This window comes from Curtobacterium flaccumfaciens (assembly GCF_013359815.1).
GTDB classification, from domain to species: Bacteria; Actinomycetota; Actinomycetes; order Actinomycetales; family Microbacteriaceae; genus Curtobacterium; species Curtobacterium flaccumfaciens.
The window spans coordinates 141711-156304 of sequence record NZ_JABMCF010000035.1; the positions used below are offsets into that span (position 1 = coordinate 141711).

At 70.7% G+C, this 14594-nt stretch carries 15 protein-coding genes; 12 read left to right on the top strand and 3 right to left on the bottom strand.

Going from position 1 to position 14594, the window contains the following annotated elements; genetic code table 11:
- Positions 1-8 precede the first annotated feature (8 nt).
- The 8 genes from HP445_RS06835 to HP445_RS19135 all read left to right on the top strand — a co-directional run bounded on the left by HP445_RS06835 (position 9) and on the right by HP445_RS19135 (position 6067).
- Positions 9-479 (top strand): GNAT family N-acetyltransferase, encoded by a 471-nt coding sequence (locus HP445_RS06835; RefSeq protein WP_128780464.1) that lies wholly within the window; start codon positions 9-11, stop codon positions 477-479.
- 64 nt (positions 480-543) lie between these two features.
- Positions 544-1152, top strand: a complete 609-nt coding sequence (locus HP445_RS06840; protein WP_111087749.1) for an NAD(P)H-dependent oxidoreductase — start codon at positions 544-546, stop codon at positions 1150-1152.
- A 37-nt stretch (positions 1153-1189) separates the two neighbouring features.
- Positions 1190-1684 carry a hypothetical protein gene (locus tag HP445_RS06845; protein ID WP_128780465.1) on the top strand — a complete coding sequence of 165 codons (495 nt, stop codon included), beginning with the start codon at positions 1190-1192 and terminating at the stop codon, positions 1682-1684.
- 114 nt (positions 1685-1798) lie between these two features.
- Positions 1799-2965, top strand: a complete 1167-nt coding sequence (locus HP445_RS06850; RefSeq protein WP_128780466.1) for a Fic family protein — start codon at positions 1799-1801, stop codon at positions 2963-2965.
- Positions 2966-2996: 31 nt separating this feature from the next.
- The gene (gene tsaB, locus HP445_RS06855) at positions 2997-3632 is read left to right on the top strand and encodes a tRNA (adenosine(37)-N6)-threonylcarbamoyltransferase complex dimerization subunit type 1 TsaB (RefSeq protein ID WP_128780467.1); all 636 of its coding nucleotides are present in this window, start codon (positions 2997-2999) and stop codon (positions 3630-3632) included.
- Complete coding sequence (gene rimI / locus HP445_RS06860; protein WP_128780468.1) at positions 3629-4174, top strand: ribosomal protein S18-alanine N-acetyltransferase; 546 nt, start codon at positions 3629-3631, stop codon at positions 4172-4174. Before tsaB ends, rimI begins: the two co-directional genes overlap by 4 nt.
- On the top strand, positions 4161-5216 hold the full coding sequence (tsaD, locus tag HP445_RS06865) for a tRNA (adenosine(37)-N6)-threonylcarbamoyltransferase complex transferase subunit TsaD (protein WP_111191886.1): 1056 nt from the start codon (positions 4161-4163) through the stop codon (positions 5214-5216). Before rimI ends, tsaD begins: the two co-directional genes overlap by 14 nt.
- Positions 5217-5302: 86 nt before the next feature.
- Entirely contained in the window at positions 5303-6067 is a 765-nt protein-coding gene (locus HP445_RS19135; protein WP_164941160.1) for a DUF4190 domain-containing protein, read from the top strand.
- A 39-nt stretch (positions 6068-6106) separates the two neighbouring features.
- Here the strand turns inward: HP445_RS19135 and HP445_RS06875 are convergent, their stop codons facing one another.
- Positions 6107-7309, bottom strand: coding sequence for a class I SAM-dependent methyltransferase (locus HP445_RS06875; RefSeq protein WP_128780469.1), 1203 nt, complete (start codon positions 7307-7309; stop codon positions 6107-6109).
- A gap of 160 nt (positions 7310-7469) precedes the next feature.
- Between HP445_RS06875 and groES the strand changes: the two genes are divergently transcribed.
- Both groES and rarD read left to right on the top strand, forming a co-directional pair.
- A complete protein-coding gene (groES, locus tag HP445_RS06880; RefSeq protein ID WP_017885484.1) occupies positions 7470-7766 on the top strand; it encodes a co-chaperone GroES in 297 nt (98 codons plus the stop codon).
- A 163-nt stretch (positions 7767-7929) separates the two neighbouring features.
- A complete protein-coding gene (gene rarD, locus HP445_RS06885; protein WP_175330792.1) occupies positions 7930-8892 on the top strand; it encodes an EamA family transporter RarD in 963 nt (320 codons plus the stop codon).
- 99 nt (positions 8893-8991) lie between these two features.
- Here the strand turns inward: rarD and HP445_RS06890 are convergent, their stop codons facing one another.
- Positions 8992-10320 (bottom strand): ABC transporter substrate-binding protein, encoded by a 1329-nt coding sequence (locus tag HP445_RS06890; RefSeq protein ID WP_071404636.1) that lies wholly within the window; start codon positions 10318-10320, stop codon positions 8992-8994.
- Between the two features lie 262 nt (positions 10321-10582).
- Here HP445_RS06890 and HP445_RS06895 point away from each other — a divergent pair, with 262 nt between their 5' ends.
- Positions 10583-11383 (top strand): SDR family oxidoreductase, encoded by an 801-nt coding sequence (locus tag HP445_RS06895; protein WP_071404637.1) that lies wholly within the window; start codon positions 10583-10585, stop codon positions 11381-11383.
- 69 nt (positions 11384-11452) lie between these two features.
- Here the strand turns inward: HP445_RS06895 and guaB are convergent, their stop codons facing one another.
- Entirely contained in the window at positions 11453-12955 is a 1503-nt protein-coding gene (guaB, locus tag HP445_RS06900) for an IMP dehydrogenase (protein WP_071404638.1), read from the bottom strand.
- A 326-nt stretch (positions 12956-13281) separates the two neighbouring features.
- On the opposite strand from guaB, the gene HP445_RS06905 reads away from it, so the two are divergent.
- The gene (locus HP445_RS06905; protein ID WP_084740736.1) at positions 13282-14592 is read left to right on the top strand and encodes a branched-chain amino acid ABC transporter permease; all 1311 of its coding nucleotides are present in this window, start codon (positions 13282-13284) and stop codon (positions 14590-14592) included.
- Positions 14593-14594: the final 2 nt, after the last annotated feature.

Consider the following 14594-nt stretch of genomic DNA (forward strand, 5'->3'; position numbering starts at 1 on the left):
TGCAGCGCGTGGACACCGGTGCGGTCGACGACCTCCGCACCTTCCTCGTCGGTGCCGACCTGACCGTCGCCGGGCTCGACCGTGCTGGCCACGACCGTGCCGGTCTCGAGCCGACCGTCCGGCTGTGGGTCGACCGTGCCGAGGACGGCCGCGTGGTCGGCAGCACCGGGTACGAGACGAGCGCCGACGGCGTCCACGTGCTCGTCCGCAGCGTGGCGGTCGCGCCGCAGCTCCGGGGGCTCGGCCACGGCACCCGGCTCGCGCGCTTCGCCGTCGACCACGCCGCGGTCACGGGCGCGCGACGGGCGTGGCTGTTCTCGCGGCGCTCCGGTCCGTTCTGGCAGTCGCTCGGGTTCACCCTCGCCGGCCGCGACGACCTGGCGGCCGCCCTGGCCGCCACCCACCAGGTCCGGTCGTTCCGGCGGACCGGGCAGCTCGCGCGCGAGGTCGCCTGGTCCCTCGACCTGACCGCGGTGTGAGCCGGCGCGGCCGGGCGACAGCGGGTGTCCCGGTACCACCCAGCCGGCTCCGGGAGGATGCGGTGTGCCGACGCTCATCGTGACCGCCCACCCGGACCCCGACTCCCTCACCCACCACCTCGCGGCTCGCCTGCGGGACGCCCTGCCCGCGGGGACGGTCGAGACCGCCGACCTGGCGGCCGAGGGGTTCGACCCGCGCTTCACCCTCGCCGACCGGCAGACCTACCGGACCGGCACGGACGCGCTGGCCGACGTCGTCGCCGAGCAGCAGCGCATCGACCGCGCCACCGACCTCGTCCTCGTGTTCCCGGTCTGGTGGTGGTCCGTGCCCGCGGTGCTCAAGGGGTGGATCGACCGCGTGTTCGTGAACGGCTGGGCGTTCGACGTCGATCCGGACGGCGGCATCCGTCGGGCGCTCGAACGGCTCACTGTCCACCTGGTGCCGATCGCGGGCGACGACGCCGGCGTGTACGAACGGCACGGGTACGCCGAGGGGCTCCGGACGCAGGTCGAGCACGGCATTGTCGACTTCTGCGGTGCCCGGCGGGGCGCCACCGTGTTCGTGCACGACTCCGAGACCGAGGACGCCGAGGCCCGCGAGCGCGCGGTCGCCGCGGCGGTGGAGGGTGTCCGTCGGGCGGTCGTCGACCGTGCCCCGGCCGGCGACCGGTAGCCTCGCAGCAGATCTGGTCAGCGCGAACGGGGGAACCATGCGCATCGTCCTCGACACCGGCGGCTTCAGCGACGTGGAGGTCGGCACGGTGGACCGTGACGACACCGAGTTGGTGTTCCGGTCGCCCGCAGGAGCGGTCGTGGCACGCCATCCGGTGACCGCCGTCGTCTGCCTGGACGTCCGGGCGACCGGCCCGCGGTCAGCGTCGGCGCCGGTGCCGGCCGTCGCCACGACGTCCGGAGCGGACGACCCGTCGTCCCCGCTGGTGGTCCGGGCTGCACCGACCGGCAACCCGCAGGTCGACGCTGCTCGGCTCGACCGGCCCGCCGCCTACGCGCCGTGGACGCAGCAAGAGGACACCGGGCTCGAGGCAATGACGGCCGCGGGGATGTCCGTGGCGGACGTTGCGATCGTCCTGCGTCGCCAGGACGGCGGTGTGCGGTCCCGGCTGCGGCACCTTCGAGGAGCAGCGGACGAGGCCGCGACGGGTACGGGCGCGACGTCGCCCACCAGCACGGTCCGTTTCGACTAGCCGCGGCCCCCTGACTTGCATGACGGATCGAACGTCCCCGCGTCCCGACGTGCAGGTGCTTGGAAGTTCGATCTGAAGTTATAGGGCAGAGGGCACTTTGCTTATGATGAGGAGATGCGCCGAGAAGACTTCCGATCAGAACGCTTCGGCACACTCGCCACGCGTCCGTTGTCCGAGTGGCCGCACGCCTACTTCTTGCCCGCGCCGTTACCACGTGAGCTCGTCCTCGAGCCGATGACGAACGCCGCAGTTTCCCGCGCGGACATCGCGATCGGTCGGCTCGCCGGGCTCGGGCAGCTCATCCAGGAACCAGAACTCCTGCTCGGCCCGTCCATGGCGCAGGAGGCGCTGGCGAGTTCGCGCATCGAGGGAACCCAGGCGTCACTGAGCGATGTGCTCAGCGTCGAGAACGACGACGAGATCCTCGACGAGGATCTCCGCGAGGTGGACAACTACCTCCGGGCCGCCCGCGAAGGAGTGGCGCTCCTCGCAGATCTCCCCATCACCCAACGGTTCATCTGTTCGCTCCACGAGACCCTGATGCGGGACGTCCGTGGGGACGAGAAGTCGCCCGGTGAGCTTCGTCGCTCACCAGTGTGGATCGGATCTCCGAACGCTCGACCGGAGACTGCCCGGTTCATCCCGCCGCACCAGGACCACCTTCCCGAGACCCTTGACGACTGGGAGCGTTTCGTCAACGCACCACTGGACTCGATGTCGGTCACGGTGAAGTGCGCCCTGATGCACTACCAGTTCGAGACGATCCACCCGTTCCTCGACGGCAATGGTCGGATCGGGCGCCTCCTGATCGGGTTCTCGCTGATCGCAGACGGCATCCTGCCCGCGCCGATCTTGCACATCTCGGGGTACTTCGAACAACACCGAACCGAGTACTACGAGCGGTTGCAGGCCGTTCGGGAGCGCGGAGAGGTCAACGAGTGGATCCAGTTCTTCGCCGAGGCGGTGACCGTCCGAGCGAATGACAGCGCCGAGCGGATCCGGAAGCTCGTGGAGATCCGCGAGCGATACCGCCTCGCTGCGCGGACGGAGCGTTCGGCGCTCCCCGGGCTCGTCGACGTGATCTTCAAGAACCCCGTCCTCACGGTGGCGTCGGTCCGGAGGGCGCTCGGCGTGTCACAGCCGACGGCATCCGCGTTGCTCCGTCGAGCCGAGGAGTACGGCTGGCTCCGGTCACTCGGGCGAGCGGGCAGAGGCGGTCGCGAGCGCTGGCGTGCCGACGAGATCTGGAACGCGGTCGCTGGCAGTCTCGACGAGGACTGACGCCTTGCCCCGCCCCGCCTACGATGGACGGGTGCTGCTCGCGATCGACACCTCCGCCGGGACCTCCGTCGCCGTCGTCGACCCGGCCACCGGCCGGGCCCTCGCGACGCGCGACACCGAGGACAGCCGCCGGCACGCCGAGGTGATCGGCCCGTTCCTCGCCGAGACCCTCGCCGAGGCCGGCATCACCGGAGCCGACGTCACCGGGGTCGTCGCCGGCATGGGCCCCGGCCCCTTCACCGGCCTGCGCGTCGGCATCGCTGCCGCCCGCACCTTCGCCGCAGCCCGCGGCGTCCCCGTCCTGCCCCTCGTCAGCCACGACGCCGTCGCCCTCGACCAGCGCGATTCGGGCGCCGCCGGTCCGTTCGTCGTCCTCACGGACGCCCGCCGCCGCGAGGTCTACTGGAGCGCCTACGACGCCGACGGCGTCCGCGTGGCCGGCCCCGGACTCGCCAAGCCCGCCGATCTCGACGACGCGATCCGCGCCTCCCGGCCCGCAGCGGTGGGCTGGGACCGCGTGACGGTCGCGTCCATCCCGGCCTGGAGGCTCGGCTCGCTCGCCGCGGACCGGCTCGCGTCCGGTGCGGCGTTCGACCAGGACACGCCCCTGTACCTGCGCGAGCCCGACGTCACGGTGCCGGGTGCGCCCAAGCGGGTGAAGCAGTGACCCTGCCGGACGGGCTCCGCCTGCGGCGAGCACACCCGCAGGACCTCGACGACATCATGTGGCTCGAGCACGTCTCGTTCCCGACGGACGCCTGGTCGGCGTCGCAGATGTCCGGCGAGCTGTACTCACCGCACGGGTACTACGTCGTGATCGAGACGGCCGACGACACGTCCGCGCCGCTGGTCGTCGGGTACGCCGGGCTCTCGTCGCTCGCGGGCAACCCGGTCGCCGACGTGCAGACCATCGCCGTCGCCGCGGACCAGCGCGGCAAGGGGCTCGGGCGGGTCCTGTTCACGGAACTGGTCGACGAGGCCCGGCGGCGCGGCGTGCGCGAGGTGTTCCTCGAGGTGCGCGCGGACAACCCCGTCGCGCAGGCGATGTACACGGCGTTCGGGTTCGAGCACATCGCCACCCGGCCGCGCTACTACCAACCGGACGGCGTCGACGCGTGGGTGATGCGGGCGGAACTCCCCGGCCCGGACGCCGAGCGGTCGTCCGGCGTCGGACCCATCGGACAGGAGGCCCTCGGTGAGCGCGACTGAACCACTGGTGCTCGGCATCGAGACGAGCTGCGACGAGACCGGCGTCGGCATCGTGCGGGGGAGCACCCTGCTGGCGAACGTGATCGCCTCGAGCATGGACGAGCACGCGCGCTACGGCGGGGTCGTGCCCGAGGTCGCCGCACGGGCCCACCTGGAGGCGATGACCCCGACGCTGCACGAGGCGCTCGACCGCGCCGGTGTCACCCTCGACGAACTCGACGCCGTCGCAGTGACCGCCGGGCCGGGCCTGGCGGGGGCGCTCATGGTCGGGGTGGGGGCCGCGAAGGCACTCGCCGTGGCCACGGGCAAGCCCCTGTACGGCGTGAACCACCTGGTCGGGCACGTCGGCGCCGACGTGCTGCGCGAGGACGGCAGTGAGATCGAGCTGCCGACGATCGCGCTGCTGGTCTCCGGTGGCCACACGTCGCTGCTGCTGGTGCGGGACCTGGTCGGCGACGTCGAACTGCTCGGCGAGACGATCGACGACGCGGCGGGCGAGGCGTTCGACAAGGTCGCGCGGCTGCTCGGGCTGCCCTACCCCGGTGGCCCGCAGATCGACCGTGCGGCGGCCGACGGCGACCCGACGGCGATCCGGTTCCCCCGGGGGCTGACGCTGCCGAAGGACATGGCCGCGCACCGGTACGACTTCTCGTTCTCGGGGCTCAAGACCGCCGTCGCACGGTGGGTCGAGCGCTGCCGCGACGAGGGCCGCGAGGTGCCGGTGGCCGACGTCGCCGCGAGCTTCCGCGAGGCCGTCGTCGACGTCCTGCTGACCAAGGCCCTGAACGCGTGCCGCGACACCGGCGTCGACCGGCTGCTGCTCGGTGGCGGGGTCGTCGCGAACGCCCGACTGCGACAGGTCGCCGAGGAGCGCTGCGCGGCCGCGGGTGTGCGGCTCCGGATCCCACCGTTCGACCTGTGCACGGACAACGGCGCGATGATCGCCGCCGTCGGCGCCCGACTCGTGGCCGAGGGGCACGCGCCGAGCGACCTCGGCATCGCGGCGGACTCGACCCTGCCGGTGACGACCGTCCAGGTCTGACCAGTTCGGCCCCGGTCCTTCTTCGGGAGCCTGTGGGAGGATTCACACGGGCGTCGGAGAGACCGGACGCCCGAGAGGGGTGGACGGTGTCCGATCAGAACGAGTGGCCGAAGCCGGGCGAGACGCCGAACGGCCCGGCGAACGGACAGCCCGACGGCACGCCCGCCCCGGACGCCCCGCAGGCTCCTGACGCACCGCAGGCGCCGTCGGCCCCGGAAGCGCCCCAGAACCCGTACGGCCAGCAGCAGGACCCGTACGCGGCCCCACAGCAGCAGAACCCGTACGGCGCTCCGCAGCAGCCGCAGAACCCGTACGGTCAGCAGCAGCAGTCGAACCCGTACGGGCAGCAGCAGAACCCCTACGCGGCACCGCAGGCCTCGTCGAACCCGTACGCGGCCCCGCAGCAGCAGAACCCGTACGCGGCTCCGCAGCAGCAGCAGAACGCGTACGGCGCCCCGCAGAACCCGTACGGCCAGCAGCAGAACCCGTACGCGCAGCAGCAGCAGCCCTACGCGTCGAACCCGTACACGTACCAGCCCTACGCGCAGCGCCCGAAGACGAACGTCCTGTCGATCCTGTCGATCGTCTTCGCGTTCGGCGGCATCATCATCTGGCCGATCATCATCCTGACGAGCCCGGCCGGCGCGATCATGGGCCACATCGCCCTCGGCAAGATCAAGCAGACCGGCGAGGGTGGCCGCGGCCTGGCGCTCGCCGGCATCATCGGTGGCTGGATCCTGACGGGCCTGTTCATCCTGATCGTCGCCCTGGTGTGGATCTCGATCGCGAACGCGTCGGACTACTCGGACTACTCCGACTACAGCTCGAACTCCGGCGCCTTCGTCAACTGACGCCGACGCGCCCGCAGCACCGCACGCGGCCCCCGGCCGTCAGCCGACCGTGTCGGAGAGCCGCTCGCACAGGATCGCCGTGTGGCGTCCCTCCAGGCGGGTGAGCACGAGCGTGACGCGACCCGACCCGCGCAACCGCAGCCGCTTGCGGAACTGCGCCGGGTCGACGTCGACGCCGCGCTTCTTGATCTCGACGGTGCCGATGCCGTCGGCGGCGAGCCGTGCGGCCAGGCGCTTGACGTCGAGCGGCATCGTGTCGAGCACCCGGAAGCCCTGCGCGAAGGGCGTCGTGGCGGCGCGGTCGGACGTGACGTAGGCGATGCCCTCGGACAGCATGTGCCCGTCGAGGCCCCGCGCCAGGTCGCCGATCAGCCGTGCGCGGATCACGGCGCCGTCGGGCTCGTACAGGTAGGCACCGAGCGGTCCGACCTCGGCATCGTCGGCGTCGGCCGCTCCGGTCATCTCGGCGATGCCGTGTGCGCCGATGACGGTGGCAGCGCGGCGGATCCCGGGGCGGGCGAGGGGGCCGAACCACAGGGCGAGCTCCACGACCTCGCGGTCGACGGAGGTCCACTGCGCCTCGGCGGTGTCCGGGATTAGGTCGCGGTCGATGCCCGGTCCGAGCTTCACACCGGTCGGCGTCGTCGTCGCCGCGGCGAACACGGTGTCGAGCGAGGGGGACCAGTCGTCCGGGTCGGCGAGGCGGCGGGTGTCCGAGTGCCCGGAGGTGCGGCGTGCGGGGTCCATCCACACGCCGTCCACCGCGGACAGGTCGAAGGACGCGGCATCACCGAGCTCCACCCGCGCGTTCGGCCACACCGCGAGGTTGTGGGTCGCGACGGCCGCCGTCACCTCGTCGCGGTCGACGGCGGTGACGTCGAGGTCGAGCGCCGCCATCGCCATGGCGTCCCCGCCGATGCCGCAGCCGAGGTCGGCGACACGGGTCAGCCCGGCCGCGGCGAAGCGTCCGGCGTGCTGGGCCGCGACCTGCAGCCGGGTGGCCTGCTCGAGCCCGGCCTCGGTGAATAGCATGCGGGAGGCGAAGTCGCCGAACTTGCCGCGGGCCTTCAGCCGCAGTTTCGCCTGGGTCAGCACCGCGGCGACCAGCCGGGGATCGTGCCCCTCGGCGCGCAGCCGGGACACCACACGGACGATCTCGCCGCCGTCGGAGACGCCCGGGGTACGGTCGAGCAGGGCCATCCCGTCGGGGGTCAGCAGTGCGGTGAGTTCGGCGGCGTCCATGCGTCGATCCTCGCAGGTGCTGCGTGTTCTCCGGATGTGCTGGCACTCGGATTGACCGAGTGCCAGAGGCCCCCTAGAGTTGGCGTTGGCACTCTCCTGTGCGAAGTGCCAACCCGGTTTTCATCTGTACCGAGTCCGTACCGAGAAAGAAGAGGTCACCGTGGCCGTCAGCATCAAGCCGCTCGAGGATCGCATCGTCATCCGCCAGGTCGAGGCGGAGCAGACCACCGCTTCCGGTCTGGTCATCCCCGACACCGCGAAGGAGAAGCCCCAGGAGGGCGAGGTCGTCGCCGTGGGTCCGGGTCGCATCGACGACAACGGCAACCGCGTCCCGCTCGACGTCGCCGTGGGTGACAAGGTCATCTACTCCAAGTACGGCGGAACCGAGGTCAAGTACTCGGGCGAGGACCTGCTGGTCCTGTCGGCCCGCGATGTCCTCGCGGTCATCGTTCACTGAGTCGAGTACTCACCACGGACGCCCCGTCCGGCCTTCGGGCCGACGGGGCGTTCGTGCGTCCGGGGCCGGTCACCCGGGTGCGCCGGTCCTGATCAGCCCGCTCACCCCGCCTGGAGGCCCGGTGCGGGTCCCACGGGTCGGCGGTCGTTCCTAGGATGGTTCCGTGAGTGAACCGAGTCCGGCGCGACCCGTCCGCAGCGAGGCATCCGTCGGCGTGGTGCAGGCCATCGTGGCCTACGGGCTCTGGGGGCTGATGCCCCTGCTCTTCGCGGCCATGGCCCCCGCGGCGGCGTTCGAGATCGTGTCGTGGCGGATCGTCTTCGGCCTGGTGTTCTGCGCGGTGGCGATCGCGGTGACCCGGTCGTGGCTCCGAACCCGCACCCTGATGGCCCAGCGCCGTGTGATGCTCGTGATGGGGCTCGCCGCCGTCCTGATCCTGGTCAACTGGACCGTCTACGTCCTCGCGACGACCACCGGCCACACCGTCGAGGCGGCGCTCGGCTACTTCATCAACCCGCTCGTCACGATCGCGCTCGGCGTCGTGGTCCTGCGCGAACGCCTGCGTCCGGCGCAGTGGGCAGCCGTCGGGCTGAGCGTCGTGGCGGTCGTCGTCATCGCGATCGGCTACGGGCAGATGCCGTGGATCTCGCTGGCCCTGGCGTTCTCGTTCGGACTGTACGGCCTGGTGAAGAAGCGGGTCGGCGGCACCGTGGACGCCCTGAGCGGCCTGACGATCGAGACCGTGTGGCTGCTGCCGATCGCGGTCGTGGCACTCATCGTGCTCGGCGTGACCGGGCTCGGTGGTGGCGTGACGTTCACGAGCGAGGGCTGGGGGCACGCGGTCATCACCGTGCTGACCGGGCCGGCGACCGCGGTGCCGCTGCTGCTCTTCGCGTCGTCGGCACGCCGGGTGAGCCTGTCGACGCTCGGGCTGACGCAGTACCTGGCGCCCGTGATGCAGCTGCTCGTCGGGGTGCTCGTGCAGCACGAGGAGATGTCCGCCGGGCGCTGGTTCGGCTTCGGCATCGTGTGGCTCGCGCTCGTGGTGCTGACGGCGGACTCGTTCGCCGCAGCGCGGGCGTCCCGTCGCCGGGCGCTCGCACCCACCCAGGCCGAGCCGGTCTGACGGACGCCCCACGGGCCTCCAGGCCGTCGCGAAAGCGACAGGCCCCCACGGAAGTTCCGTGGGGGCCTGTCGCTTTCGCGAGCGGTGCTGGGCTGAGCCCTACTTCTTCACCGCACCCTGGATGGCGCTCTGGTAGACGGGCTTGTTGTCGCCGTCGAACTTGTAGATGCCGATGTAGGCGGCCGACGGGTCGTTGTTCTCGTCGAACGGACCGATGCCGGACGGGCCGGTGTAGTGGATGTCCTTGCCGTCGTCCAGGAGCGTCTTGCACTCCTTGAACGTGGCGCACTCGGTGCCGCCGTCGGCACCCGACACCGCAGCCATGTTGGCCTGGATGGTGCCGGAGTCGGTGCCCTTGCCCTTCACCGCGGCGAGGGCGGCGAGGACGGTGGCGTCGTAGGACTCTGCCGCGTACGAGTAGTCGGCGAGCGTCTTGCCCGACGAGTCCTTGTAGAACGCAGCGAGCTGCTTCTTGAAGTCGTCCTTCGGCGAGGCACCGGGGATGGTGCCCTGGGCGCCGGTCAGGGTGCCCTTGTCGAAGTCCTTCGAGTAGTCCGCCGTGTTGCCGTCGGACATGTAGATCTTCGCCTCGTTGCCCTGCGACACGAGCTCCGGGATGATCGACTTCGTCTCGTCGAAGGCGAGGACGACGATCGCGTCGGGCTTCGCGGCCAGGGCCGCGGTCACCTCGGACGAGAACGTGGTCTGGCCGGGCGGGAACTCCTGGCCCTCACCCTTGCCGCCGTAGACGACCTGGCCACCCGACGCCTCGACCGCAGCCTGCACCGAGTTGCGGAGGCCGGTGCCGTACGTGTCGTTGAAGACCAGGAAGGCGACCTTCGCGTTGCCGTCACCGGTCACGAGCTGGCCGAGCGCGGAACCCTGCACCGAGTCCGGCGGTGCGGTCCGGTAGTAGTACGACGAGTAGCCGGAGAGGTCGGTCGCGGTGTTCGCGGGCGAGATCTCGACGATGCAGTTGCTCGTCAGCTGGTCGATGACGTTCAGCGTGACGGACGAGGACTCGGCGCCGATCGCGACCGGCACCTTCGCGTTGACCAGCTTCGTCGCGGCGGAACTCGACACGGTCATGTCGTTGCTGTCGCCGGAGTCGGTCGCCGGGTCGATCGTGACGTCCTTGTCGAGGACGCCGCCCGCGGCGTTGATGTCCTTGACGGCCAGGCCGACACCGGACTCCGCCGGCGGGTTGAGGTAGGCCAGCGAACCGGTCAGGGGCAGGATCGTGCCGATCTTCAGCGCGTCCGTACCGGGGGTGTCCGGGGCCTTGCAGCTGGCGGCGGGATCCTTCTTCGCATCGCTCGACGCCGAGCTCGAGGGGGAAGCACTGCCGGTGGTGGAACACGCGGCGAGGAGGACGGCTGCTGCGCCCGCCAACGCCAGTGCCGCGGTGGCACGGGTGGTTCTGATCATCCGTGGAGCCCTTTCTCTGCGCGGAGGCTGTGCCGCTTCGGGTGAATGCGACGCCTCCACTGGATGTCGAGAAACGTAGGGTCCATGTGTTTCGCCCGTGTGACGGGGCGGTACGCAAAGGTGTTTCGTTACCGAGCCGTGACGTTCCTGTGCGCAGGGACAGGGGTCGGTGCAGCAGCGACGGTGCCGGTGCGGCGACCCGACCTGCGCCAGGCGGATGGTCCGGCAGGGCGCCCGGGAGGCCCGGCGTACGGTCCGCCGCATGAGCGACTTCCAGCCCACCACAGCCATCGTCACCGGCTCCGAATCCGGGATCGGCCGTGCGACCGCCGTCGCGCTCGCCGAAGCCGGCATGGACGTCGGCATCACCTACCTGTCCGAACCCGACCGTGCCGAGGAGACCGCGGAGGAGGTCCGGAAGACCGGCCGTCGGGCCTTCGTCGAGCAGATCGACGTCTCCGACCTCGCCGGGGCGGCCGCCGTCGTCGACCGCCTCGTCTCGCAGCTGGGTGGCGTCGACGTCTTCGTGGCCGACGCCGGCACCGGCGACAACGCCCCGTTCCTCGAGATGACCCTCGACCAGTGGCGCCACACGGTGTCGACCGACCTCGACGGCGCCTTCGTCACGATGCAGGCCGCCGCGAAGCACATGGTGCAGGCGGGCACCGGCGGCCGGATCATCGGCATCACGAGCGTGCACGAGCACCAGCCCCGCTACGGCTCGAGCGCCTACGACGCCGCGAAGCACGGGCTCGGCGGCCTGCTGAAGACCATGGCGATCGAGCTCGCCGAACACGGCATCACCGTGAACGCCGTCGCCCCCGGCGAGATCGCCACCCGGATGACCGGCGCAGAGGACGAGGACCCGCACACCATCGACCGCCCCGGTGTGCCGCTCGGCCGTCCGGGCAACGCGTGGGAGATCGCGGCCGCCGTGGCGTTCCTGGCCTCGCGTGCGTCGTCGTACATCACCGGGGTGTCCCTGCCGGTGGACGGCGGGATGCTGCAGATGGGCCCGCACGGTGGCTCGCACATCACGTCGAACGACTGGCGTTCGGCCTGACGCGTCCGCGTACGAACGCCAGACGCCCCCGCTCCGTCCGGAGCGGGGGCGTCTGGTCGAGCAGTGCTGCTAGCTGCGGTAGTTCGGCGCCTCGACGACCATCTGGACGTCGTGCGGGTGGGACTCCTTGAGCCCCGCCGCCGTGATGCGGACGAACTTGCCACGGGCCTTCAGCTCGGGGATCGTGCGACCGCCGACGTAGAACATCGACTGCCGGAGCCCACCGGTGAGCTGGTAGACGACGTTGCCGACCGAACCGCGGTAGGGCACCTGGCCCTCGATGCCCTCGGGGATGAGCTTGTCGTCGTTCGGCACGTCCGCCTGGAAGTAGCGGTCCTTCGAGTACGAGGTCTTCTTGCCACGGGTCTGCAGGGCCCCGAGGGACCCCATGCCGCGGTAGGCCTTGAACTGCTTGCCGCCCACGAACACCAGGTCACCGGGGGACTCGTCGGTGCCGGCGAGCAGCGAGCCGAGCATGACGGTGTCGGCGCCGGCCACCAGGGCCTTCGCGATGTCGCCCGAGTACTGCAGGCCACCGTCGGCGATGATCGGGACCCCGGCTTCGCGTGCGGCGAGGGAGGCCTCGTACACGGCGGTCACCTGCGGCACACCGACACCGGCGACGACGCGTGTGGTGCAGATGGAGCCCGGGCCGACGCCGACCTTGACGGCGTCCACACCCGCGTCGATGAGCGCCTGGGCACCAGCGCGGGTGGCGACGTTGCCGCCGATGACGTCGATCGCGTCGAACGTCGGGTCGGCCTTGAGACGGCGGACCATGTCGAGCACGCCTTCGCTCTCGCCGTTGGCGGTGTCGACGACGAGCACGTCGACGCCGGCGTCACGCAGGGCCTCGGCACGCTGCCAGGCATCGCCGAAGAAGCCGATCGCGGCACCGACGCGGAGTCGGCCCTCGTCGTCCTTCGTGGCGTCCGGGTACTGCTCGCTCTTGTCGAAGTCCTTGACGGTGATGAGGCCGCGGAGCTTGCCGTCGGCGTCGACCAGCGGCAGCTTCTCGATCTTGTGCTGCGCGAAGATGGCGATCGCCTCTTCGGGGTCGATGCCCTCCATCGCGGTGATCAGCGGGGCCTTCGTCATCACGTCGCGCACGTACGTGGTGGCCTGCTCGAACGTGGCCACGAAGCGCATGTCGCGGTTCGTGATGATGCCGACGAGGGTGCCGTCCTGCTCGACGACCGGCAGGCCGGACACACGGAACTGGCCGCAGAGCGCGTCGACCTCGGCCACGGTGGCGTCCGGGGTGGTGGTCACCGGGTTGGTGATCATGCCCGACTCGGAGCGCTTGACCTTGTCGACGTAGGCAGCCTGGTCCTCGATGGACAGGTTGCGGTGCAGGATCCCGATGCCGCCCTGGCGCGCCATGGCGATGGCCATGCGGGCTTCGGTGACGGTGTCCATCGCGGCGGAGAGCAGCGGGACGTTGACGGAGATCCGCTTGGTGAGCCGGGACGCCGTGGACGCCTCGCTCGGGATGACGTCGGTGTGCCCGGGCAGCAGCATGACGTCGTCGTACGTGAGTCCGATGAATCCGAACGGATCCGGCTGGTCCATGGGTCCCCTTCGTGGGCGAGTGAAGTGTCGAGACACCGGGAACACGACGACGGGTTCCGGATAGGACATGGTAACGCGAGCGGCTGTCGCCGCATTCCGCCTGGAGGCACGGATCGCGCCCGCCTCGGAGCATTCCTCCACAACGTCACAGTTCGGGTACGAATCACACAGGGAACGTGTTGGAAACACGGGTGTCACAAAATCCCCATAGGTTCCTCGTCATCCGAACGAGAGGCTCTTCCGTGGGATCCATCACTCCTCCGGGACGGGCGCAGCCGCGCCTGTTCCGCCTCCGCCACGCACGACGACGACCGGTCCTCGCGGCCGTGCTCGTCGCCGCGTTCCTGGCGACCTTCCTGATCGACTGGGCGGTCACCCTGCCGGCCTTCAGTGCCACCTCGGCACCGGCCACCAGCCAGGCGTGCACCGTCAGCCCCGACAACGGGTGCATCCAGGGCACGATCACCGACTCCGAGCGTGAACCGGCCGAGGGCGTCGACGTCGACGTGACCGGCCCGAGCGGCTTCGACCAGACGGCCACGACCAACGGCGACGGCCGCTGGTCCGTCAGCGTCGACACGGCCGGCGAATACACGGTGAGCGTCGACCAGGGCACCCTGCCGAAGGGCCAGTACCTGACGAACGCCGCCGACGCCGACCGCAAGGTGCAGGCCACCCTGAACGCCAACGTCGGGCAGATCTTCCAGCTGTCCGACCAGAAGGGCGCGACGACCTCGACGGACTCGTCGGGCGTGAGCATCCAGCGGGCCTGGCAGCAGTTCGCCTCGGGTCTCCGGCTCGGGCTGCTCATCGCACTGGCGTCGATCGGGCTCTCGCTCATCTACGGCACGACCGGGCTGTCGAGCTTCTCGCACGGTGAGCAGGTCACCCTCGGCGGTCTGCTGGCGTACGTGTTCGCCAACCAGCTCGGCTGGAACATCTGGGTCACCGGGATCGTCGTCACGCTGTTGTGCGCCGCGACCGGGTACCTGCAGGACGCCGCGATCTGGCGCCCACTCCGGCGACGGCGCATCAGCCTCACGCAGCTCATGATCGTGACGATCGGTCTGTCGATCGCCGCCCAGTACGCGTTCCAGTACTTCTTCGGTGCCTCGACGGTCCGCATCCAGCAGGGCAACCCGGAGACCGTGCGGTTCGCCGGCGTGACCCTGACGGTGCAGTCGTACGTCGCCATGGGGATCGCGCTCGTGGTCCTCGTCGCGACCGGGCTCTTCCTGGCGAAGACGCGCTTCGGCCGGGCGACCCGGGCCGTGTCCGACAACCCGGCGCTCGCCGCGGCTTCCGGCATCGACGTCGACCGGGTGATCCGCTTCGTGTGGACGCTCGCCGCCGGCCTCGCGGGGCTCTCCGGTGTGATGCTCGGACTCGTCCTGAACGGCGTGAACTGGCAGACCGGGCTCCAGCTGCTCCTGCTCATGTTCGCCTCGGTCACGCTCGGTGGCCTCGGCACCGCGTACGGCGCCCTGGTCGGCTCGATGATCATCGGCGTCGTCGTGGAGCTCACGAACCTGGTGCTCCCCGGTGACTTCAAGTACGCCACCGCCCTCGTCATCCTCATCCTCATCCTGCTGTTCCGGCCGCAGGGCATCTTCGGCCGCGCCGAGCGGATCGGCTAAGG